General features: G+C 73.7%; 18 protein-coding genes and 1 riboswitch. Of the genes, 10 read left to right on the top strand and 8 right to left on the bottom strand.

Features of this window, described 5'->3' with window-relative positions:
- Positions 1–29: 29 nt before the first annotated feature.
- Positions 30–965, bottom strand: a complete 936-nt coding sequence (locus RB614_RS15140) for a cytochrome c oxidase assembly protein (protein ID WP_308713124.1) — start codon at positions 963–965, stop codon at positions 30–32.
- A gap of 107 nt (positions 966–1072) precedes the next feature.
- On the opposite strand from RB614_RS15140, the gene ctaE reads away from it, so the two are divergent.
- The 5 genes from ctaE to RB614_RS15115 all read left to right on the top strand — a co-directional run bounded on the left by ctaE (position 1073) and on the right by RB614_RS15115 (position 6532).
- Positions 1073–1672 carry an aa3-type cytochrome oxidase subunit III gene (gene ctaE, locus RB614_RS15135; RefSeq protein WP_308713123.1) on the top strand — a complete coding sequence of 200 codons (600 nt, stop codon included), beginning with the start codon at positions 1073–1075 and terminating at the stop codon, positions 1670–1672.
- A 63-nt stretch (positions 1673–1735) separates the two neighbouring features.
- On the top strand, positions 1736–2578 hold the full coding sequence (gene qcrC / locus RB614_RS15130) for a cytochrome bc1 complex diheme cytochrome c subunit (RefSeq protein ID WP_308713122.1): 843 nt from the start codon (positions 1736–1738) through the stop codon (positions 2576–2578).
- Complete coding sequence (qcrA, locus tag RB614_RS15125; protein WP_308713121.1) at positions 2575–3663, top strand: cytochrome bc1 complex Rieske iron-sulfur subunit; 1089 nt, start codon at positions 2575–2577, stop codon at positions 3661–3663. The genes qcrC and qcrA overlap by 4 nt, the downstream gene beginning before the upstream one ends.
- Positions 3660–5285 carry a cytochrome bc1 complex cytochrome b subunit gene (gene qcrB, locus RB614_RS15120; protein ID WP_308713120.1) on the top strand — a complete coding sequence of 542 codons (1626 nt, stop codon included), beginning with the start codon at positions 3660–3662 and terminating at the stop codon, positions 5283–5285. The genes qcrA and qcrB overlap by 4 nt, the downstream gene beginning before the upstream one ends.
- Positions 5286–5559: 274 nt before the next feature.
- Positions 5560–5643: riboswitch (ZMP/ZTP riboswitch) on the top strand.
- Positions 5644–5656: 13 nt separating this feature from the next.
- Complete coding sequence (locus RB614_RS15115; RefSeq protein ID WP_308713119.1) at positions 5657–6532, top strand: bifunctional 5,10-methylenetetrahydrofolate dehydrogenase/5,10-methenyltetrahydrofolate cyclohydrolase; 876 nt, start codon at positions 5657–5659, stop codon at positions 6530–6532.
- 163 nt (positions 6533–6695) lie between these two features.
- On the opposite strand, the gene RB614_RS15110 is transcribed toward RB614_RS15115, so the two are convergent.
- The 3 genes from RB614_RS15110 to RB614_RS15100 are packed head-to-tail and all read right to left on the bottom strand — an operon-like array spanning position 6696 to position 8261.
- Positions 6696–7541, bottom strand: a complete 846-nt coding sequence (locus RB614_RS15110) for an alpha/beta hydrolase family protein (RefSeq protein WP_308713117.1) — start codon at positions 7539–7541, stop codon at positions 6696–6698.
- Entirely contained in the window at positions 7531–7818 is a 288-nt protein-coding gene (locus RB614_RS15105) for an Lrp/AsnC family transcriptional regulator (RefSeq protein ID WP_308713116.1), read from the bottom strand. The genes RB614_RS15110 and RB614_RS15105 overlap by 11 nt, the downstream gene beginning before the upstream one ends.
- On the bottom strand, positions 7815–8261 hold the full coding sequence (locus RB614_RS15100; protein ID WP_308713115.1) for a hypothetical protein: 447 nt from the start codon (positions 8259–8261) through the stop codon (positions 7815–7817). The genes RB614_RS15105 and RB614_RS15100 overlap by 4 nt, the downstream gene beginning before the upstream one ends.
- 83 nt (positions 8262–8344) lie before the next feature.
- Here RB614_RS15100 and RB614_RS15095 point away from each other — a divergent pair, with 83 nt between their 5' ends.
- Positions 8345–12598 (top strand): cation-translocating P-type ATPase, encoded by a 4254-nt coding sequence (locus RB614_RS15095; protein WP_308713114.1) that lies wholly within the window; start codon positions 8345–8347, stop codon positions 12596–12598.
- A 2-nt stretch (positions 12599–12600) separates the two neighbouring features.
- Here the strand turns inward: RB614_RS15095 and RB614_RS15090 are convergent, their stop codons facing one another.
- The 4 genes from RB614_RS15090 to RB614_RS15075 all read right to left on the bottom strand — a co-directional run bounded on the left by RB614_RS15090 (position 12601) and on the right by RB614_RS15075 (position 17583).
- Positions 12601–13413, bottom strand: a complete 813-nt coding sequence (locus RB614_RS15090) for a nucleotidyltransferase family protein (protein ID WP_308713113.1) — start codon at positions 13411–13413, stop codon at positions 12601–12603.
- Positions 13410–13931 carry an NUDIX domain-containing protein gene (locus RB614_RS15085; RefSeq protein WP_308713112.1) on the bottom strand — a complete coding sequence of 174 codons (522 nt, stop codon included), beginning with the start codon at positions 13929–13931 and terminating at the stop codon, positions 13410–13412. The genes RB614_RS15090 and RB614_RS15085 overlap by 4 nt, the downstream gene beginning before the upstream one ends.
- A 21-nt stretch (positions 13932–13952) precedes the next feature.
- Positions 13953–15716: a RelA/SpoT family protein gene (locus tag RB614_RS15080; RefSeq protein WP_308713111.1), complete on the bottom strand. Its 1764-nt coding sequence runs from the start codon at positions 15714–15716 to the stop codon at positions 13953–13955.
- A 106-nt stretch (positions 15717–15822) separates the two neighbouring features.
- Positions 15823–17583: a DEDD exonuclease domain-containing protein gene (locus RB614_RS15075; RefSeq protein WP_428983006.1), complete on the bottom strand. Its 1761-nt coding sequence runs from the start codon at positions 17581–17583 to the stop codon at positions 15823–15825.
- A gap of 147 nt (positions 17584–17730) precedes the next feature.
- On the opposite strand from RB614_RS15075, the gene RB614_RS15070 reads away from it, so the two are divergent.
- The 4 genes from RB614_RS15070 (at position 17731) to RB614_RS15055 (ending at position 21932) form a co-directional block, all read left to right on the top strand.
- Positions 17731–19071 carry an NYN domain-containing protein gene (locus tag RB614_RS15070; RefSeq protein WP_308713109.1) on the top strand — a complete coding sequence of 447 codons (1341 nt, stop codon included), beginning with the start codon at positions 17731–17733 and terminating at the stop codon, positions 19069–19071.
- 182 nt (positions 19072–19253) lie between these two features.
- Positions 19254–19481, top strand: coding sequence for a hypothetical protein (locus RB614_RS15065; protein ID WP_308713108.1), 228 nt, complete (start codon positions 19254–19256; stop codon positions 19479–19481).
- Between the two features lie 67 nt (positions 19482–19548).
- Entirely contained in the window at positions 19549–20805 is a 1257-nt protein-coding gene (locus tag RB614_RS15060; RefSeq protein WP_308713107.1) for a M48 family metallopeptidase, read from the top strand.
- Complete coding sequence (locus RB614_RS15055; RefSeq protein WP_308713106.1) at positions 20802–21932, top strand: glycosyltransferase family 4 protein; 1131 nt, start codon at positions 20802–20804, stop codon at positions 21930–21932. Before RB614_RS15060 ends, RB614_RS15055 begins: the two co-directional genes overlap by 4 nt.
- Positions 21933–22008 lie beyond the last annotated feature (76 nt).

Raw genomic sequence — 22008 nt, 5'->3', positions numbered from 1 at the left:
ATGTAGCCGCAGCCTGATCGTACCCGCAGTCACTGGGCGGCCTGGGCCCCGGTGCGGGTGCCGTCCGCGGCGGTCTCAGGCCGCGCGGGAGCCGGGGAGGAGGAAGACGCGGCCGCGGCCTCCTGGCGGTCGAGCTCGCGGTCGATGCGCCGGGCCTCCCGCTCGGACTGCTTGAACCACTGCGCCACCAGCACGCCGATCATCGTGACCGAGACGAACTCGCCGCCGGCCCACAGGATGCCGCCGGCCACCTTCTGGTCGGTCCACGGGTCGGCCCAGGTGAGGCCGAGGGAGGGGTACCAGTCGCCGCCGAGCAGCGTGGTGCTCTGCATGATGGTCAGCCCCAGCACCGTGTGGAACGGCACGGAGAGGATCATGAGCAGCGCCCGCCCCGGGTACGGCCAGCGGCCGGGCAGCGGGTCGAGCCCGAGCAGCGGCCAGAAGAACAGGCAGCCGGTGAGGATGAAGTGCGCGTGCACCAGCTCGTGCACGAACGCGTTCTCCAGGGTCAGCCGGTACAGGCCGCTGAAGTAGAGCACGAACGGGTTGGCGACGAAGATGGCGTACGCCACCAGCGGAAACGACAGGACCCGCAGGTACCGGCTGTGCACCACGGCGAGCAGCCGCTTGCGGGGCGCGCCGCGCAGCACCCGCAGGGCCAGGGTGACCGGGGCGCCGAGGGCCAGGAAGATCGGCGCGACCATGGTGAGCACCATGTGCTGGACCATGTGCACGGAGACCAGCGTGGTGTCGTAGGCCTCCACGCCGGTGACGGTCACCGCGGCGATCGAGCCGAGCCCCACCCCGACGAAGAGCACCGTGCGGGACAGCGGCCACTGGTCACCGCGGGCGCGCAGGCGGTGTACGCCGTAGAGGTACAGGCCCGCCGCGACGACCAGCAGCACCGCGATCCAGCTGTCGACGCTGACCTCGGTGAAGATGGACGAAACGGTGAAGGGAGCCACGGTTCGAGGCTAGGCCACGCGCTTTCGGGGGTGTCCTCCGACCCACGACATCGCGTCGTAGGTGACCCCGACGCAACGTCGTACTACGAGGTGGCGATAATGACCGCGTGACTGCGGCCTCAGCAATTGACAAGAGCCGGATCCACTCGCTGACGCGGCCCAACATGGTCAGCGTCGGGACGATCGTGTGGCTCTCCAGCGAGCTCATGTTCTTCGCGGCGCTCTTCGCGATGTACTTCTCGATCCGCGCGGCCGCCCCTGAGCAGTGGGAGCACCACACCGAGGTCCTCAACCTGCCGTACGCGACGGTGTTCACGCTGATCCTGGTCGCGTCCTCGGTGACCTGCCAGTTCGGCGTCTTCGCCGCGGAGCGGGGCGACGTCCACTCGCTGCGCCGCTGGTTCACCCTCACGTTCGTGATGGGGCTCATCTTCGTGCTCGGTCAGGCCAACGAGTACCGCCAGCTCGTGCACGAGGGTGTGAAGATCAACGCCGACGGGTACGGGTCGATGTTCTACCTGACCACCGGCTTCCACGGCCTGCACGTGAGCGGCGGCCTGGTGGCGTTCCTGATCTTCATGGCCCGCACCACCATGGGCCGGTTCACGCCGGCGCAGGCCACCTCGGCGATCGTCGTCTCGTACTACTGGCACTTCGTCGACGTGGTCTGGATCGCGCTGTTCTCGATGATCTACCTGCTCCAGTGAGCGTGAGTAGGTTGTCACGTTCCGCCCGCTCGCTTCGTCCCATAGGTATGAAGGACATCTGGCATGACTTCTGACACCCCCGGCGGCCTGCTGGCGCGGCTGCGCCGCAGGCGGTCACAACCGCGCAGCCGGGTGCGGCGGCGCCTGGGCACGGTGGTGCGCCTCACGATCGCGCTGACGCTCGCCGGCGGTGTGTACACCGTCTTCGCCCCCGGCCTGTCGGCCGACGACACGCCGCAGCTGTCGACGGCGGCGCAGGAGGGCAAGGCGCTGTTCGACGAGAGCTGCATCAGCTGTCACGGGCGCAACGCCCAGGGCGTGGAGGGCCGCGGTCCCAGCCTGATCGGCGTGGGCGCGGCGGCGGTGGAGTTCCAGGTCAGCACCGGCCGGATGCCGATGGCGCGGCAGGAGGCGCAGGCGCCGCGCAAGCCGGCGATGTTCAACGACGACCAGACCCGCCAGCTCGCCCAGTACATCCAGGAGCTCGGCGGCGGCCCGCAGATCCCGGACGGTGACCTGCGCGCCCCGGAGGGTGACGACGAGGCGATCGCCCGCGGTGGCAACCTCTTCCGGATCAACTGCTCGTCGTGCCACGCGTTCGGCGGTGGCGGCGGCGCCCTCTCGTCCGGCAAGTACGCGCCGGACCTGAAGGAGGCGACCGACCGGCAGCTCTACGCGGCCATGCTGACCGGCCCGCAAAACATGCCGGTCTTCGGCGACAACCAGCTCACGCCGGAGCAGAAGAAGGAGATCATCTCCTACGTCCAGGAGGCCCTGAAGCAGGACAAGGACCCGGGCGGTTGGGGCCTGGGCCGGTTCGGCCCGGTCACCGAGGGGCTCGCGATCTTCCTGGTCGGCATCGTCGCGCTGGTGTTCGCGGCGCTCTGGATTGCGGGGAAGTCATGACCACGGATACACACGCCCACGACGTCGAGCCGGACGAGGTCGACGTCCACGACCCGCGGCTGTCCCGGTTCGAGATCGTCCGTGAGGGCGCGCGGCGTGACGGTGTCGAGATCGTCCACTACGAGGACCCGTTCCCGGTCAAGGGCACCAAGGCCGAGCGCCGGACGGTCCGTACGGTGTCGTTGTTCTTCCTGGTCACCGGCCTGGCCGCCACCGCGTTCATGATCATCTACATCTGGTGGCCGTGGGAGTACGAGCTGGGCGCCAACAACAGCAAGCTCTACACCCCGCTGCTCGGGCTCACCCTCGGCATCGCCCTGCTCGGCATCGGCTTCGGCATCCTGAGCTGGGGCAAAAAGCTGATGCCGCGGGAGATCGCGATCCAGGACCGGCACGACGGCCCGTCCGACCGGGCACAGCGCAAGCTGACCGGCGAGACGATGGCGTACATCGTCGACGAGCTGGGCATCAAGCGCCGCAAGACGCTCGGCCTCGCCGCGCTGCTGGGCCTCGCCCCGGTCGGCCTGGTCGCCGCCGCCCCGCTGATCGGTGGCCTGATCAAGAGCCCGACCAAGGACCGGATCCTGTTCCGCACCGGCTGGGACCCGGCCGCCAACGGCGGCCGCCCGGTGCGGCTGACCCGCGAGGACGGCACCCCGATCCGCCCCGAGGACGTCAGCGTCGGCGGCCAGATGACGGTCTTCCCCGGCATCCCGGGTGGCGCGACCAACGAGCACGCCGACTCGCCCACGCTCCTGATCCACCTGCGGGCCGGTGACGCGGAGCGGACCCGCGACAGCGCCAAGCCGGTCAACGCGGGCGCGCAGTGGGAGAACTTCGTGGCGTACTCGAAGATCTGCACCCACGCGGGCTGCCCGGCCAGCCTCTACGAGCAGCAGACCAACCGCCTGCTCTGCCCCTGCCACCAGTCGCAGTTCCTGATCACCGACAACGCCCGGCCGATCTTCGGGCCGGCCACGCGGAGCCTCCCCCAGCTGCCGATCACGGTGGACGAGGAAGGGTTCTTCGTGGCGACGTCCGACTACAAGGTGGCGGTTGGGCCAGCATTCTGGGAGCGGCCATGAAGCGCCGGAAGGTAGACGTCAGCGCGGTCCCCGCCAAGGTGGCCGGTGGGCTCGACGACCGGTTCCAGGCGGCCACACCGCTGCGCAACATCCTCAACAAGGTCTTCCCGGACCACTGGTCGTTCCTGCTCGGCGAGATCGCGCTCTTCTCGTTCATCGTCCTGCTGCTGACCGGTACGTTCCTGACGTTCTTCTACGAGCCGTCGCTGACCACCGTCACGTACGACGGCAGCTACGCGCCGCTGCGCGGGACGCACATGTCGGCGGCGTACGCGTCGAGCCTCGACCTCTCGTTCGACGTGCGCGGCGGCCTGATCATGCGGCAGATGCACCACTGGGCGGCGCTGACGTTCATGTCGGCGATCGTGGTGCACATGTTCCGGATCTTCTTCACCGGCGCGTTCCGCAAGCCGCGTGAGACGAACTGGATCATCGGCTCGCTGCTCTTCTGGATCGGCTTCCTCGCCGGCTTCACCGGCTACTCGCTCCCGGACGACGCGCTCTCCGGCACCGGCCTGCGGATCGCCTCGGCGATCATGCTGTCGATCCCGGTGATCGGCTCCTGGGTGACCACGTCGATCTTCGACGGCGAGTTCCCCGGCCACGTCATCATGGGCCGGTTCTACATCGCCCACGTGCTGCTCATCCCGGGCGCGCTGCTCGCGCTGATCAGCGTCCACCTCGGCCTGGTCTTCAAGCAGAAGCACACCCAGTGGCCGGGTCCGGGGCGCACCGAGCACAACGTGGTCGGCGAGCGCTTCGTGCCGCGGTACACGATCAAGCAGGGCGGCTTCTTCATGATCGTCTTCGGCGTCATCGCGCTGATGGGCGGTCTCTTCCAGATCAACCCGATCTGGCTCTTCGGCCCGTACGAGGCGTACACGGTCTCGGCGGCCAGCCAGCCCGACTGGTACGTGATGTTCCTGGACGGCTCGACGCGGCTCTTCCCGGCCTGGGAGATCCGCTTCGACCTCTGGGGCTGGGGTGACGGCTATACGATCCCGCCGATCTTCTGGCCCACGGTGGTGCTGCCCGGCATCTTGACGATGCTGCCGATGGCCTATCCATTCATCGAGGCGAGGCTGACCAAGGACCACCGCGCGCACAACCTGCTCCAGCGCCCGCGCGACGTGCCGGCGCGCACCGCGCTCGGCGCGATGGCGATCGCGTTCTGGCTGGTCCTGACGCTCTCCGGCGGCAACGACGTGATCGCCGACCAGTTCCACATCAGCCTGAACGCGATGACCTGGGCCGGCCGGATAGGCCTGCTGATCGCGCCGCCGCTCGCCTACTACGTCACGTACCGGATCTGCCTGGGCCTGCAGCAGCACGACCGCGAGGTGCTGGCGCACGGCGTCGAGACGGGCATCATCCGGCGGCTGCCGGACGGGCGCTTCATGGAGGTGCACCAGCCGCTCGCGCCGGTCGACGAGCACGGGCACGGCAGCCTGGACTACGCCGGCTGGGTGGTCCCGAAGAAGATGAACCGGCTGGGCGCGCTCGGCCCGGCGATCCGCGGCTTCTTCTTCCCGATCGAAAAGCCGTCCGAGGCGCCGGTCTCCCCGGGCCACCCGCCGGTCTCGGCGGCGCCGTCCGCGGAGCGCGAGGAGATCACCAAGTAAGGGTCCGACGTGTGACCGGAGAGGAGGCCGCGGACCCGCGGCCTCCTCTCTTTTCGCTGGTCCGGCGTCGCGGTCCCACCTTCCGCGGGTCTGGCTTCCCCGCGGGGTGTGGCTTCTCCGCGGGGTTGCGGCTTCTCGGCGGGTCTGGCTACTTCGCGGGTGCGGCTTCTCGGCCGGGCCTGTGCTTCTCCTCGGGTCTGGCTTATGCGCTGGCCTGGCTACTCCGCAGGTGTGGCTTCTCCGCGGGGCTGGCTTTCTCTGCGGTGCGGCATGATGGTGGGACAGCGACTGGCGGCCGGAGGATGGCTTCAACCATCGGGGAGCTTCGTCGCGGGCGTCGACCGCCTGGGCGCCCGTGCCGAGGAGGTCGCATGCCCGCCACCGCCCGCCTGCTCCCCGGCGCACCCGTCGCCGAGGCCGTCCTGGCCGAGACCGCCGCCGCCGTGTCCGCGCTCCGCGAGCGCGGCGTCACGCCCAGCCTGGCCACGATCCTGGTCGGCGACGACGACGCCAGCGCCGGCTACATCCGGATCAAGCAGCGCCAGGCCGCCGACCTCGGCTTCACCTCCCCGCACGAGCACCTGCCCGCCAACGCCAGCCAGGCCGACCTGGAGCGGGCGATCGACCGGTTCAACACCGACCCCGCCGTGCACGGGCTGCTGGTCCAGTACCCAGTACCGGCGCACCTGGACTACGACGCGGCGCTGCAGCGGATCGACCCGGACAAGGACGTCGACGGCATGCACCCGCTCAACATGGGGCGCCTCGCGGTCGGCCTGCCCGGCCCGCTGCCCTGCACGCCGGCGGGCATCGAGGCGCTGCTGGCGTACCACCAGATCCCCGTCGCCGGCCGCGAGGTGGTCATCCTGGGCCGCGGTGCCACGCTCGGCCGCCCGCTGGCCCTGCTGCTCGCGCAGAAGCGCCCCACCGCCAACGCCGCCGTGACCGTGGTGCACACCGGCGTACCGGACTGGCCCCGCTACACCCGGCGCGCCGAGATCCTGGTCGCCGCCGCCGGGGTACCGGGGATCATCCAGCCCGAGCACGTCCGGCCTGGCGCCGTCGTCATCGGGGCCGGCGTCCGCTACGCCGGCCGCCGCCTCCTGCCGGACGTCGACGAGGCCTGCGCCGAGGTCGCCGGCGCGATCACGCCCCGGGTCGGCGGCGTCGGCCCCACGACCGTCGCGATGCTCTTCCGCAACGCCGTCCGCGCCGCGCAGCGCGCCTCGGTCGCCGCACCAGCATGACCCAGATCTGAGCTGCCGCGACGCCCGTCGTGGTCCAAGACCCGACCCGCCTCGCCGTGATCGGGGCGCTGAGGTGAGCCCAAGGCGGAGATCGTGGTACTTCGCTGCCCCTGGAGGGGCACCCGTGTACCACGATCTGCCGGCGGCAGTCGCTGTGCGGGGTTCAGGTGGGGAGGGAGCGGGACCAGTCGGCGATGCGGGCGGCGAGAGGGTCGGCGGCGCGGGCCCAGGTGAAGTGGTCGGCGCCGGGGATCGTGTGGCGCTCGCGGGTCAGGGGCGCGGACGCCAGCTTGGCGCAGAGGTGGTCGAGTGTCTCGTGCGGCGTGAACTGGTCGTGGTCGACGCTGATGGCCAGCACCGGCGTCCCCACCTCGCGCAGCGCCGACTCCACGTCCACGCCGTCCAGGCGGGGGAAGCGGCCGGTCCGCGCCGTGTACGCCCAGTCGCGCATCACGCCCCTCGCCTGCCGGCCGCCGAAACCCCAGCCGGGCCAGACGCGCAGCAGGGCGCTCGTGGCGCCGATCGCCTGGGTCATGGCCAGCAGCCGGTAGCGCCGGCGGGGGTACGAGCGCCAGTAGGGGAGCCCCACCGCCACCAGCACCACACCGTCCACGCTGGACTCGCCGGGCCGCGCGGCCAGGTGCAGCAGCGCCGCCTGACCGCCCAGCGAGTGGCCGAGCACCAGCCGGCGCCGGCCGTCCAGCCTCGGCTTCAGCGCCTCCTGCACCGCGCCGACGTCGGCCGCCAGCTCGGCATACCCGTACCCGGAGGAACGGCTGGGTGGCGGGGTGCTGGCCCCCGTGCCGCGCAGGTCGACCACGACGGTGGCCAGGCCGGCCCGGCGCAGCGACGCGGCCAGGGGGCGGTAGTAGCGGGCGCGGACGCCCATCGCCGGCCAGACCACGACGACCGGGGCGTCCTGGACGCCCTCGGGCTCCGGATAGACCTGCAGGCCGATGCGGTCGGTGCCGCGGTCGAGGTGCTCCTGGAGGTACTCCTCAGTCGGCATCGTCGAGGCCGATCGCGAACGCGCCCTCGAGGTCGTGCTGCGAGTAGGCGCGGAACGCGATGTGGGTCTCGGTGTCGATCACGCCGGGCGTCTTGTTGATGGAGCCGGCGATGACCTCGGCGATCTGCTCGTACTCCCGGACGCGCACGATCGCGATGAGGTCGACGTGGCCGGCGACGGAGTAGACCTCGCTGACGCTGGGCAGGGCGGCCAGGGTCTCGGCCACCTCGGGGATCGAGTCGGTGGCGCAGTCGATCAGGACGATCGCGGTGATCACGCGCCTACCCTATCGGCATCGAGGGTGGGTCCGTCATCCGCTCCGGCGCTGTGCCCACCGTGCTCGGTCGCTCGGCGCTCATCCTCCGTGGTCGAGGCCCATGGCCTCGCGACTTCCGCATCCTGCTCGCCGAGCCACCGGTTGTGCGCCTCCCAGGCCGACTGCTTGGTGGTGCCGAGGGCGGCGCCGATCTGCGACCAGGAGGCGCCGGCCGACCGGGCCGAACGCACGCCGAGCTGCCGGCCGTAGCCCGCCTTGCGCGCGATCAGCTCGCCGAGCGCGAGCATCTCCAGGGCCTCCTCTTTGGACAGTGGCACCGCCGCGGGCGGCTCGTCGCCGGCCAGCGCGGGTGGGGCCAGTGTGTCCCGGGTGCGCAGAGTGTCGTAGCGGGCCACGGCGGTCTGCAGGGTGTGCTGGCGCTCCAGCTCGTCCGGCGTCGACATGCCGACCACTATGCCGTCAAGCCACCTTGACGTCAAGGCATCCTGACGATGTTTGATTACGCTGGGCGCGGATACCGAGCCGTATGCGTCCTTCCGCTCTGCTCCGCCGGGCCGCCCCGTTCGACAAGGTGTCCCGCTTCCTCGCCGAGGTCGACCGGGCCGCCGTCGCCCGTACCCAGCCGGACGAGCCGTCGACCGCGGTCACCACCGAGCTTCTCGCGCTCGGGGTCAACCTGGCCGGCGCCGGTGTCGCGGCCGCCGGGGTACTGACCCGGACGGCCCGGCTGCCCGACTCCGTACCTGCGCTCGTCTCGGCCGCCGTCAACGTGCCGCAACTGCGTACGTCGGTGCGCTCCCGCCTCGGCCCGGCCTGGTCCGAGCCGGTCGTGGCGGCCGGCGAGGCGACGCTGAGCGCGCTGGCCGGCCAGCCGGTGGGGCTGCTGGTCGACGCCGTACACCGGGTGCAGCGGCTCAGCGAGGCGCGGGCCCGGGCGGCGGCGTGGCGGCGGCGGGCGGGCGAGCTCTTCACCGAGGAGGCGCGGGAGGCGGACGAGGAGGGCGAGGACGGCGAGGAGGGAACGGATGGCGCGGACCGGCCCCGGCCGCTCGCCGAGGGGCCGGTCGAGCGGTACGCCTCGCGGGCCGCAACGGTCGGCCTCGGCGGTACGGCCGGTGGGCTGCTCGCCGCCTCGCCCCGGTTTTCGGCGGCCGCCCTCGCCGCCACGACCGCGAAGCCGGCGCGGCTGGCGAAGGAGTCGTTCGCCGCGCGGCTCGGCCGGTGCGTCTCCGAGCACGACGTCGTCGTGGTGGACCGGGAGGCGCTGCGCCGCCTCGACCGGGTGGACACCGTGGTGATCGACGCGGGCGTGCTGGTCACCGGCCGGTGGATGATCGACGAGGTGCGTTCCACCGGCGCCGACCCGGAGGGCGCGGACGACGCGGACCTGCACGCCCGCGCGCTCGGCCTGCTCGACCCGGCCGACCCCGCCCGGGAACGGCGGCGAAACGGCTGGCGGGTCGCGCCCAAGCGGGCCGGCCACCGGGGCACGGTGACGCTCTTTCGCCGCGACCGTGCCGTGGCCGAGGTGACGCTCCTGCCCGAGCTCGACCCGTACGCCGAGGCGCTGGTGTCGGCGGCGGCCGGCGTCGGCGACGTGTACGTGGCCGGCGTCTCCAGCCGCCTCGACCGCCGGTTGAAGGTGACCGGCTCGATCCCGGGCGGCTCGCGGCTCGGCGCCTCCCTGCGCCGGCTGGAGGAGGAGGGGCGCGGCATCGTCCTGATCGCCGGGCACGGCCGCCCCGGCCTCGCCGCCGCCGACATCGGCATCGCGGTGGTCGGCTCGGGCCCGGTCACGCCGGCGCACCGCGGCACCGGCCACCTGGTCTGCGGGCCGGGCCTCGCCGACGTGGTGCAACTGCTCGCCGCCGTACCGGCCGCCCGCCTGGCCGCCGCCGCGGGCGCGCGGATCGCCGGGTACGAGGCCGTCGCCGCGACCGTGCTCGGGCTCGCCGGTACGGGTGCCAAGGGCTCCCGCAACGCCCTGCTCGCCTCGAACGTCGCCGCGCTGGCCGGGATCGCCGTCGGCGTGTGGCACGCCGACCCGGTGATACGCATGCGCCCGCCCCGCCCGGTGGACCGCAACCCCTGGCACGCGATACCGGTCCGGGAGGTGCTCGCCCGGCTCCGCTCGTCGCCCCGGGGCCTGGACGAGCGGGAGGCCGCCGTCCGGCAGCCGGACCGGGCCGGCACCGAACCGGAGACGACCGGGCTCGGGCACGCGGTCGCCGAGGAGCTGGCGAACCCGTTGACTCCAGCCCTCGCCGCCGGCGCGGGGCTGGCCGCCGCCGTAGGGTCCACATTGGACGCGGCGCTGATCGGCAGCGTGGTCGCGGTCAACTCGCTCGTCGGCGGGGTACAGCGGCTCGGTGCCGACCGCGCGGTGCGGCGGCTGGCCGAGCACGCGTCCGTACCGGTGCGGCTGCTGCGCGACGGCGAGCAGGTCACCGTGCCGGCCGAGGAGGTGGTGCCCGGCGACGTGGTGGAGCTGCGGGCCGGTGACGCGGTACCCGCCGACTGCCGGGTCGTCGAGGCGGTCGGGCTGGAGATGGACGAGGCGAACCTCACCGGCGAGTCGCTGCCGGTGGCGAAGACCGCCCAGCCCAGCGCCGCGCGGATGCCCGCCGACCGGGTGAGCATGGTCTACGAGGGTACGGCGGTCGCGGCCGGCCACGGCCTCGCGACGGTCGTCGCGGCCGGCCCGGATACGGAGGCGCGGCGGGCCGAGCACCTCGCCCAGGCGCCCCGCCCCGGGGCGGTACACGACCGGCTGGACCGGCTCACCCGGCAGACCCTGCCGCTGTCGGCCGCCGGCGGCGCGCTGCTGCTCGCGGCGAACCTCCTGCGTGGACAGTCGATGAGCCAGGCGCTCTCGCCGGCGATCTCGCTGACCGTGGCGGCCGTGCCGGAAGGGCTGCCCTCCGTCGCCACCGTGGCCCAGCTGGCCGCCGCCCGCCGGCTGTCCCGCCGCGGCGTACTGGTGCGAAACCCGGGGACCCTGGAGTCGCTCGGCCGGGTGCAGGCGCTCTGCTTCGACAAGACCGGCACGCTCACCGAGGGGCGGCTGCGGCTGCGGCTGGTCACCGACGGCGCCGACGAGGCCGCCCCGGACGCGCTGCCGGAACGCCTGCGCGCGGTGCTGGCGGCGGCGCTGCGGGCCACGCCGGCGCACCGTACCGGCCGGCGGCTGCCGCACCCCACCGACCGCGCGGTCGCCGGTGGCGGGCAGGACGCCGGCGTCACCGTCCAGGATGGACTGTCCGGCTGGGAACGCCAGGACGAGCTGCCGTTCGAGCCGCGGCGCGGCTTCCACGCCGCGGTGGGTACCTCCCGGGAGGGGCGGACGCTCAGCGTCAAGGGCGCCCCGGAGACCGTGGTGGCCCAGTGCACGGCCCGCCTGCTGGGCGGCGACACCCGGCCGCTGGACGACCGGGCGCGGCGGGAGCTGACCGGGGCGGCCGGCCGGCTGGCGGAGCGCGGGTACCGGGTGCTCGCCGTCGCCGAGAGCCCGGTGCCGGAGACGTACGCGCTGGACGAGGAGCACCTGGACGGGCTCCGCTTCCTCGGCTTCGTGGCGCTGGCCGACCGGGTGCGCCCGGCCGCGGCCGAGGCGGTGGCGAAGCTGCGCGGGGCGGGCGTACGGGTGGTGATGGTGACCGGCGACCATCCCCGTACCGCCGAGGCGGTCGCGACCGAGTTGGGCGTACTCGACGGCGGGCAGGTGCTCAGCGGCGCGGAGCTCGACCGGATGGACGACGAGGAGCTGACCCGGATCCTGCCGGGCGTGACGGTCTTCGCCCGTACCGCGCCGGCGCAGAAGGTCCGCATCGTGCGGCTGCTGCGCCGGGCCGGGCAGGTGGTCGCGGTCACCGGCGACGGCGCCAACGACGCGCCGGCGATCCGGGCCGCCCACGTGGGCGTCGCGCTCGGCTCGCGCGCGACGCCGGCCGCCCGGGACGCCGCCGACGTGGTGGTGACCGACGACCGGATCGAGACCGTGGTCGACGCGGTGGTCGAGGGGCGCGTCCTCTGGTCGTCGGTGCGGGACGCGCTGGCGGTACTGCTCGGCGGCAACCTCGGCGAGATCGGCTTCACCGTCGGCGCCGGGATCCTCGGCGGTCCGGGGCTGAACACCCGGCAGCTGCTGCTGGTGAACATGCTCACGGACGTCGTACCGGCGCTGGCCCTGGCCGCGCGGCCACCCGCCGGCGCGACACCCGAGGCGCTGCTGGCCGAGGGGCCGGACGCCTCGCTGGGACCGGCCCTCAACCGCGACATCCGGCTCCGCGCCGTCGTCACCGCGGCCGCGACCGCCGTGGCCTGGACGCTCGCCCGGCTGACCGGCACCGCCACCCGCGCGTCCACTGTGGCGCTCGTGGCGATGGTCGGGGCCCAGCTGGGCCAGACGATGGTGGCCGGCCGCCTCGACCGGGTCGTCGCCGTGGCCTGCCTGGCGTCGGTGGCGGTGCTGGCCGTCGCGGTGCAGACGCCGGGCCTGAGCCAGCTGATGGGCTCCCGCCCGCTCGGCCCGGTCGGCTGGAGCATCGCCCTGGCCACGGCCGCCGCGGCGGCGGGTGTCGCGTGGTGGCTGGCCGCCCGCCCCAACACACCGGCCGGCGACGCTCCAGCGGACGATCCCGACCCGGCCGGCCCCGACGACGAGGACCCGGCAGACGCCGCAGGCCCGGATGACGAGGACCCGGCCGATGCGGCCGGCCCGGACGCCGCCGGCGCGGAGCAGGATGTCGCGGTCGAAGAGCGGGTCAGCTCGGCGGCGTGAGCCTACGGCACGGTCAGGTCCGCGCCGACCCGGATCGCGTCGACCAGGTGCTCGCCCGCGGCGACGTGCCCGCCCGGCCAGACCACGGCCCTGGTCAGCGCACCCTCCACGACCGCGCCGGCGCCGACCACCGCCCGCTCGACCGGGCCGGTCACCCGCGCGTCCGGGGCGACCAGGCTGCCACCACCGGCGGCGTGCAGGTTGGCCGCCAGGTAGTCGGGGGGCGTGCCGGTGTCCAGGAACGTGCCGGTGAACGTCACCACCTCCAGCGCCCCCTCGGCCTCGGCCGGCCGCCACACGGTGCGTACGAGCTCGGCCGGCTCGGGCGTGAGGTCGCGCAGGTACCGCCAGGGGAGCAGCGAGAAGCCGGCGAAGCGGTGGCCGGAGAAGCCGTACGGCTCGCCGGGTGCGGGCTGCCCGAGCAGGCGCACCGTCTCGCCGTCCCAGCCGTCCAGCAGCGCCACGGGATCCGCCCCGGGGCCGGCGAGGTAGGCGTCGGCGTTGCCCACGAGCGCGCCCCGGCCGTCGATCCAGCTCCGGAGCCTGCCCACCCCACCACTCGTACCCAGTGGGTGGTCTTCTGGGGAGACGTGCGCCCGCCCTCCGGCATGGGCGACCACCTGCTCACCGAGGTAGCTGGCGTTGACCGCGACGGTCGCCGGGTCGGCGAAGCCGAGCCGCGCCACGCGGGCGAGCGCGTGGTCGAGCAGCGGCACGTTGCCGACCGGGCAGAGCGCCTTGGGCACGCGGGCGGTGAGCGGCCGCAGCCGCCGGCCCTCACCCGCGGCCAGGATCACCGCGCAGAGATCGCTCATCGTTCGAGTGCGGCCCAGGGGCCGGGCTGGTCGGCGAGCGGGCCGATCCCGTAGTACGCGAGGAGCTTGGCGGTCGCGCGGGTGAGCTTTGGCAGGTCGTCGAGGCGGTGCCAGGCGGCCTCGTAGACCTCGGCGCCGTCGACGGTGAGCGTGGTGGTGGAGGCCGGCACGGACACCTCGAAGACGACGTCGACCCAGCCCCGGGCGTGTACGACCGCGTTGGGCACGGCCGGGCGCAGGTCCTGCGGGCGCAGCCGGATGCCGGACTCCTCGGCCAGCTCGCGGGCGGCGCCCACGATCGGCGCCTCCTGGCGCTGGAGCAGGCCGGCCGGCAGGCTCCAGCCGCGGCCGGGTGGCTGGCGGAGCAGCAGCAGCCGCTCGTCGCCGGACTCGGAGTCGCGGACCAGGCAGACCGCGCCCACGATGTACTTGGGGACGGCGCGCCGCACGAGCCACCGGCGCAGGCCGACGGGCAGGCGGTAGAAGACCCGGTAGGTGACGGCGCGCAGCGGATTCACGTGCCCAGGCTATCGGTGTATCTACTCGCGCCGGTCGACGAGGGCGATCAGCTGGTCGACCACGTCGTCGGGGGAGATCGTGCGGTCGACCACCGCGACCAGCATCGTCTCGAGGTCGGGGTAGCCGAGGTCGTCGGCGAGCGTGCGCAGCGGCATCTCGCTGGCCAGGCCGCGGTTGTGCTTGCGCAGCGCCAGCCCGATCGTGGCCCGGCCGAGCCGCACCTTGTCGCTGATGCTGATGCCGGGCTCCTGGTGGTCGGCGAACCACCGGTTGATCTGCATCTGCGCGTGCGGCGACTTGACGAAGTCGAGCCACTCGCGCTGCGGCCCGTGCGCCGCCTCGGTGAAGACCTCGACCACGTCGCCGTCCTGCAGCTCGGAGGCGAGCGGGGCGAGGCGACCGTTGATCTTGGCGGCGAGGCAGTGGTCGCCGGTCTCGGCGGAGAGCTCGTAGGCCAGGTCGACCGGGGTGGCGCCGGCCGGGAGCAGCACCTGGCGCCCCTCGGCGAAGACCAGGATCTGCGCCTCGGCCAGGTCGCACCGCAGCGACTGGAGGAACTGGGCCGCGTCGGCGGCATCCTGCTCCCAGTCGAGCACCCGGCGCAGCCAGGACAGCTCGTCCAGGCGGACCGACTCGCTGCGGTCGGCGGGGCGCTTGAAGCGGTAGTTGGCGGCTACCCCGTACTCCGCGGCGCGGTGCATCGCCTCGGTGCGGATCAGCACCTCGACCGTGCGCTCGCCGGGGCCGATGACCGTGGTGTGCAGCGAGCGGTAGAGGTTGTTCTTCGGGGAGGCGATGAAGTCCTTGAACCGGCCGGGCACCGGTCGCCACTGCCCGTGGATCGCGCCGAGCGCGGCGTAGCAGTCACCCTCCGGCCCATCGACCACGACCGCGATGCGGGGCAGGTCGAACGGGATGCCGTGGCCGCCGGCCACGGTGTCTTTCCAGATCGAGTAGTAGTGGCGGGGGCGGGGGGCGACGGCGGCGGTCACCTTGCCCCGCTTGAGCGCGAGGCGGGCGGCGGCGACGACGGTGTCGAGGTAGTCGGACCAGTCGGGGCGGCTGCGCACGTGGTCGTCGATCCGCTCGAACTCGTCCGGGTGGAGGTGCATCAGCACGATGTCGTCGAGCTCGCGCTTGAGCGCCTGGATGCCGAGCCGGTCGCAGAGCGGCACCAGCACCTCCTGCGTGGCCCGGGCGATGCGGGCGCGGGAGGCGGGGGAGCGGGCGTCGAGGGTGCGCATGTTGTGCACGCGGTCGGCGAGCTTGATGATCAGGACCCGGACGTCCTTGCCGGCCGCGACGATCATCTTGCGGATCGTCTCGGCCTCGGCCGCCTTGCCGTAGAACGCCTTGTCGAACTTGGTCACGCCGTCGACCAGGTGGGCCACCTCGGGACCGAAGTCGCCGTCGAGCGCCTGCAACGTGTACGTCGTGTCTTCGACCGTGTCGTGCAGCAGCGCGGCGACCAGCGTGGTCGTGTCCATGCCCAGCTCGGCGCAGATCTGCGCGACGGCCAGCGGGTGGGTGATGTAGGGCTCGCCGCTCTTGCGGTACTGCCCGCGGTGCATGCTCTCCGCGATCGCGTAGCCGCGGCGCAGGACGGTGGCGTCCGCGTACGGATGGATGGTGCGATGGGTCCGGGTCAGCACCGTCACCGGATCGTCGTCGGAGGACGAGCTCCAGGACAGGTAGGAACGCAACCGAGTCGTGAGGGGGAGGTCGGATGTCTGTGTCGGCAGGGCGCGTCCGATTGCGGCGCCGTGGCCGGCGTCGACGTCCACCGAGACACCTCCCTCACACGTTCACGCCGTAAAACGGGCGTTGGCCGCCAGGAATGCACTTGCCTAACAGCCTAAGTGAGTCTCGGTCATACGAATGGTTACTTAGTCATGAGCTTTCGGTCGAGTCTTTACCGGAAGCTGCCCTTTCCGCCCGGATGAGCAGATCGCGGAAGCGTGCTGCCCCTCGGATGGGTGACGCCCAACCGGCGGACATCTGCACCAGGCGGGTGTCCGGCCGCTCCAGCCAGGACAGGATCCGCTCGCTCTCCTCAGTGGACGCGGTGGGGCCGAGGACCGTCTCCGCGGTGATCCGGAGCATGTCGATCGTGGACCGTGGGTGCACCCGCGGCGGCGACACCCCGGCCGCGGCCAGCCGCCCGTGCCGCACGATCGCCAGCTCCCAGCCGCCGGTGGCCTGGTGGCGGCGGGCGGCCACCAGCTCGGCGATGCCGGTCAGCCCGGACAGCCGCTGCATGCGCACGGCCGCCCGGAGCAGCGCCGCCATGCGGGTGCGGACCACCGCCGCCTCCTCGTAGCGGCGTGCGTCGGAAAGTTTGCGGATGCGCGCCAGCAGGGGGTCGACCAGCGGTGCGGGGTCGCCGGTGATCGCGTCGCGGAACGGGGTGGCGGCCCGCTCCAGGTACTCCTGCGCGGAGATCCGGTGCTCGCACGGCGCCGGGCACCGGCCCAGCTCGGCCAGCGCGCAGGCGGGCGTCGTGCTGCGGGTGGAGAGGCGCAGCGTGCACTGCCGCAGCGGCACCGCGTCGTGCACCCCGGCGGCGGCGAGCTCGGCCGAGCGGCGCGAGCTGAACGGCCCCAGATACGCCGCCTCCGGCTCGCCCACCGCGCGGACCAGGGAGAGCCGGGGGTACGCCTCCGCCGTGAGCTTGAGCCAGACGACCCGCTCCGGGTACTTGGAGCGGCGGTTGTACGGCGGGGCGTGCGCGGCGATCAGGCGCAGCTCGCGCACCTCCGCCTCCAGCGAGTGGGCGCACTCCACCGGCTCCACCGTCTCGGCGGCGGCCAGCATCTCGGAGATCCGGGCCCGCTTCTCACCCGCCGTGAAGTAGCTGCGCACCCGGGTCGCGATGTCGCCGGAGGTGCCGACGTAGAGGGGGCGGCCGTCGGCGGCGCGGAAGATGTAGACCCCCGGAACGTGTGGCAGCCCGTCGGCCAGGTGGCGCTTGCGCCGCTGGGTGGGAGTGACCGCCTTGGCGAACTCGATCGCGTCGCCGAGCGTGTGCACCCGAAAACTGCCCAACCGGCCGATCAGCGCGTGCAGCACCTCCACCGTGGCCTGCGCGTCGTCGAGCGCCCGGTGGGTCGGCTGGCGGACGGTGTGGAAGTGGGCGGCGAGCGTGCCGAGGCGGTGGTTGGGCACCTCGTCGCGGGTCATCGCCCGCCGGGCCAGCGCGACCGTGTCGAGCACCTTGGGGTTGGGCCACCGGTAGCCGTGCTTGGCGCAGGCGGCCTTGAGGAAACCCACGTCGTACGACGCGTTGTGGGCGACCAGCACCGCACCCCGGATGAACTCCAGGAAGCTCGGCAGCACCCGCTCGATCGGCGGTGCCTCGTAGGTCATCGCCTGGGTGATGCCGGTCAGCACGGTGATGAACGGCGGGATCGGCACGCCCGGGTCGACAAGCGTGGCGAGCACGCCCAGCTCCTCGCCGCCGCACACCTTGACCGCGCCGATCTCGGTGATGCCGCCGCCGTCCGGTGCCCCGCCGGTGGTCTCCAGGTCGACGACGACGAAGGTGGTCTCCCGCAGCGAGAGGGCGGCGGGATCGTCGAAAAGGGTGTCGAGCGTCCCCTGGACGTAGTCCACATTCGTCACGCGCGGCACGCTAGAACACAGGTACGACATCCCCGGTCCCCGGAAAAGATCGTCTGCGCGACTGGGCGGGGACGGCGCTGGTGGTGGGAGACTTGTGGGATGTCCGTACCGGTTCCGCCCGACGGCCGCCCCGCTGATGGCGCGGCCCATGGGGGGTCGGAGCCTGTCTCGGGTGATATGCCCCTAAACGTCCCCTCGGAAGCGGGTGCGCCGCCCGACGAGCCGGAGCCGGTGCTGCCCGAGCCGGTCCGCCAGCGGGTGATCGCCCTCACCGCGGCCGCCCTGCCCACGCTCCCCAACGACGAGCTGCCGGCGGCGTTGCGGCGGGTGGCGAAGTTCGCGCCCAACCGCCGCGCCCGCCATGGCGGCCCGATGATCGCCACCCAGCTCGCCGGCGACCCCCTCTTCCGCCAGCGGATCACCAGCCGGGTCCTCGACGAGGCCGGTGACCTGGGCGCCGCCGTGCTCGACGGCATCTGCCCGGCCGCCGCCGACCCGGTCGAGGTCGCCGCGCTGGCCTACCTGGCCCGCCCGGACGGCTGGCGCGACCTGGTCGCCGCCGCCGGTGAGGCGGTCCGCGCCGAGGCCGACAGCGCCGCCGTCGCCGAGCTGCTCCGCGACGCCGAGCACCGGGCCGCCCGCGCCGAGCACGACCGCGCTGTCGCCAAGGTCGAGGCGGAAAAGCTCCGCGACGAGCTCGCCCGGGTCCGCGAGGAGCTGGGGCAGCTTCGCGAGGAGGCGCGGCAGGCCACCCGCGCGCTGCGGGAGACGCAGGCGCGCGAGCGCAAGGCCACCGAGATGCTCGCCACCGAGCGGGGCCGGGCCACCCGCGCCACCGCCGACCACGACTCGGAGCTGCGCCGGGTGCGGGCCAAGCTCGCCGAGGCCGAAGCCGTCGCCGGCAACGCCCGCACCAGCGCGAAGGAGGCGCGGGCCGTCGACGACGCCCGGCTGTGGCTGCTGCTGGAGACGATCGGGCAGGCGGCCGTCGGGCTCCGCCGCGAGCTGGCCCTCGACCCGGCCGACCGGCGCCCCGCCGACTTCGTGGCCGACTCGTTCGCCGTCCGGCCCGACGAGGTCTCCAGCACCCGCGCGCTGGACGCCGACGACCCCGCCCGCCTCGACCAGCTGCTCGCGCTGCCCCGGGCCCACCTGGTCGTGGACGGCTACAACGTGACCAAGCGCGGCTTCGGCGAGATGTCGCTGGAGCAGCAGCGCAAACGGCTGATCACCGGCCTCGGCGGCATCGCCGCGCAGACCGGCGACGAGGTGACGGTGGTCTTCGACGGCGCCGAACGGGTGCACGGGCTGCCACCCGCCCCGCGCAACGTACGGGTGCTCTTCTCCCGCAAGGGCGAGACGGCCGACGAGCTGATCCGCCGGCTGGTCCGCGCCGAGCCCACGGGACGCCCCGTCGTGGTCGTCTCCTCCGACCGCGAGGTCGCCGACGGGGTGCGCCGCCACGGTGCGTACCCGCTCGGCGCCGACTCCCTGCTGCGCAGGCTCTCCCGCGTCTAGCGAGCCTTCGGAGTGCACCCCACCGCTGTGATCGAAGCTCCCGCCAAGTCGCTAGAACGACTTGGCGGGAGCTTCGATCACAGCCCATCACCCGCCGGATCCGCTCCGGCGCTTTTTGTCGTACCCCTCCCATAGCGTCGATGTCACGGACGGTGCCAGACGGCCCACCCTGAGGAGGGACCATGCTCATCGACTGCGACACCTGCGCGGTCCGCGGAGCCGCGTGTGGCGGGTGCATGTTGAGCGCCCTGCTCGACACTCCGGCGGAGCGCGCCGACCTCACCGGTGACGAGCGCCGCGCGATCGAGACGTTCGCCCGCGCCGGCTTCGAGGTGGAGGTCATCTCCGAGCCGGCCCGCCCCCGGCTGCGGCTCATGCCCGGCGGACGCCGGCGCCGGCACGTGGCGTGACCCGCCCGCGGCGACAGCCGCGAGACGCCGGCGCCGCCACGTGGCGTAACCGTTACGATCGGCGTCCATGACCCCTAGGCTCTGGGCGGCCGTCGCTCTCGGCGGCCTCGCCGTGGCGCTGCTCGTGGCGGCCGTGCTGCTGGTGCCCTGGCACCGCCCGCCGGCACCCCGCGCCGACCAGCTCGACGCCCTCCGCGACCTGCCGCAGGAGCAGGTGCGCCGGGGGCGCGAGTTCCACGCGGCGCTGCGCCCGGGGTCGTACGGGGCGATGGCGCTCGGGCTGGCGGTGGCGCTCGCCCTGGGGCTCAGCCCGCTGGGCAGCCGCCTGGTCGAGCTGGTGGGGCGCCCCTTCGGCGACCACTGGGTGGCCCGCGCGGTGCTCGGCGGCCTCGCGATCGTGCTCGTCGCCGAGGTCGTCACGCTCCCGCTCGCCGCCTGGCGCCACACGATCATGGTGCGCTACGGCCTCTCCACCCAGACCTGGGCCGGCTGGACCGTCGACGTCCTGAAGTCGTACGCGGTGAGCGCGGTCATCGCCGCCATCGCCCTGCTCGGCTTCTACACGGTCACGCGGCTGGCGCCGCGCTGGTGGTGGGCGTTCGGCGCGGCGGGGGCGGCCGCGCTCGTCGTGCTGCTGTCGTTCGTCCTTCCGGTACTGGTGGAGCCGGTCTTCAACAAGTTCACGCCGATGGAGCCGGGGCCGCTGCGCACCGAGCTGATCAGCCTGGCCCAGCGCGACGGCGTGCCGGTCAAGGACGTGCTGGTGGCCGACGCGTCGCGGCGCACCCGCGCGGTCAACGCGTACGTGTCGGGCCTCGGCCCCACCCGCCGCATCGTCGTGTACGACACGCTCCTGCGCGAGGCGCCGCCGCAGGAGGTGGCGAGCGTGGTGGCGCACGAGCTCGGGCACGCCAAGGACCGCGACGTCCTCACCGGCACCCTGCTCGGCGCCCTCGGTGCCGCCGCCGCGGTCGTGGCGCTCTACCTGCTCGGCGGCTGGGGATGGCTGCTCCGCGCGGCCGGCGTCGAGTCGATGGGGGAGCCACGCGCGCTCGCGCTGATGGTCGCGGTGGTGAGCCTCGCCGGCATCGTGGCCGCGCCCGCGCAGAGCCTCGTCTCCCGCCGCGTCGAGGCCCGGGCCGACGCGCACGCGCTGGAGCTGACCGGCGATCCGGGCACGTTCGAGTCGATGCAGCGCCGCCTCTCCACGGTCAACCTCGGCGACCCCGACCCGCCCCGCTGGGAGTACCTCTACTCCGCCTCCCATCCGTCCACCGTGGAGCGGATGGCGGCGGCGCGGGCGTTCGCGCGCGGCGAGCGATGACCACGCTCCTGGTCACCAACGACTTCCCGCCCCGCCCGGGCGGCATCCAGTCGTTCGTGCACGGCCTCGCCGTCCGGCAGCCGCCCGGCTCGCTCGTGGTCTACGCCTCCACCTGGAAGGGCGCGGCGAAGTTCGACGCCGAGCAGCCGTTCGAGGTGGTGCGCGAGGCGACCGGCATGCTGCTGCCCACCCGCCGGGCCGCCCGGCGCTCGGCCGAGATCGCCCGGGCGTACGGCTGCGACACCGTCTGGTTCGGCGCGGCGGCACCGCTCGGCCTGCTCGCCCCCGGGCTGCGGCGGCGCACCGGCATCGAGCGCGCGGTGGCGCAGACCCACGGCCACGAGATCGGCTGGGCCGCGCTGCCCGGCGCGCGTGGCCTGCTGCGCCGCATCGCCCGCGGCGCCGACGTGGTCACCTACCTGGGGGAGTACACCCGGGTCCGGCTCGACAGGGCGCTGCACGGCCTCACCGACCTGCGCCGCCTCGCGCCCGGCGTGGACGTCGACGCGTACCACCCGGAGGTCGACGGCACCGACATCCGCCGCCGCCACGGCCTGGGCGACCGCCCGGTCGTCGTCTGCGTCTCCCGGCTGGTCCCGCGCAAGGGCCAGGACACGCTGGTCCGCGCGCTGCCCGCGATCCGCCGCCGGGTCCCCGACGCGGCCCTGCTGGTGGTCGGCGGCGGCCCGCACCGGTCCACATTGGAAAGGCTCGCCGCCGGCATGGACGGCGTCGTCTTCACCGGCTCGGTGCCGGCGGAGGAGCTGCCCGCCCACTACGCGGCCGGCGACGTCTTCGCGATGCCCTGCCGCACCCGCAACCGCGGTCTCGACGTGGAGGGCCTCGGCATCGTCTACCTGGAGGCCTCCGCGTCCGGCCTCCCGGTGGTCGCCGGCGACTCGGGCGGTGCGCCGGACGCGGTCCGCGAGGGCGCGACCGGCTACGTCGTGAGCGGCCGAGACACCGGCGCCGTCGCCGACCGCGTCGCCACCCTGCTCACCGACCGCGACCTCGCCCGTCGCCTGGGCACCGCCGGCCGCGCCTGGGTCGAGCGCGAGTGGCGGTGGGAGACCCAGGCCGCGAGGATGGCCGAGCTACTCCGGCAGGACCTTTCGACGTCAGAGTGATCAAAGCTCACCGGCGGGGCCCGCCGAACCCTGACCTCGAAAGGCATCCAGAGGCCCGGGCGTCCGGGCGCGCCGC

This window comes from Phytohabitans maris (genome assembly GCF_031085175.1).
Classification (GTDB): Bacteria; Actinomycetota; Actinomycetes; order Mycobacteriales; family Micromonosporaceae; genus Phytohabitans; species Phytohabitans maris.
The sequence above is the reverse complement of the archived record's forward strand: the minus strand, read 5'-3'. Positions and strand labels throughout refer to the sequence as shown.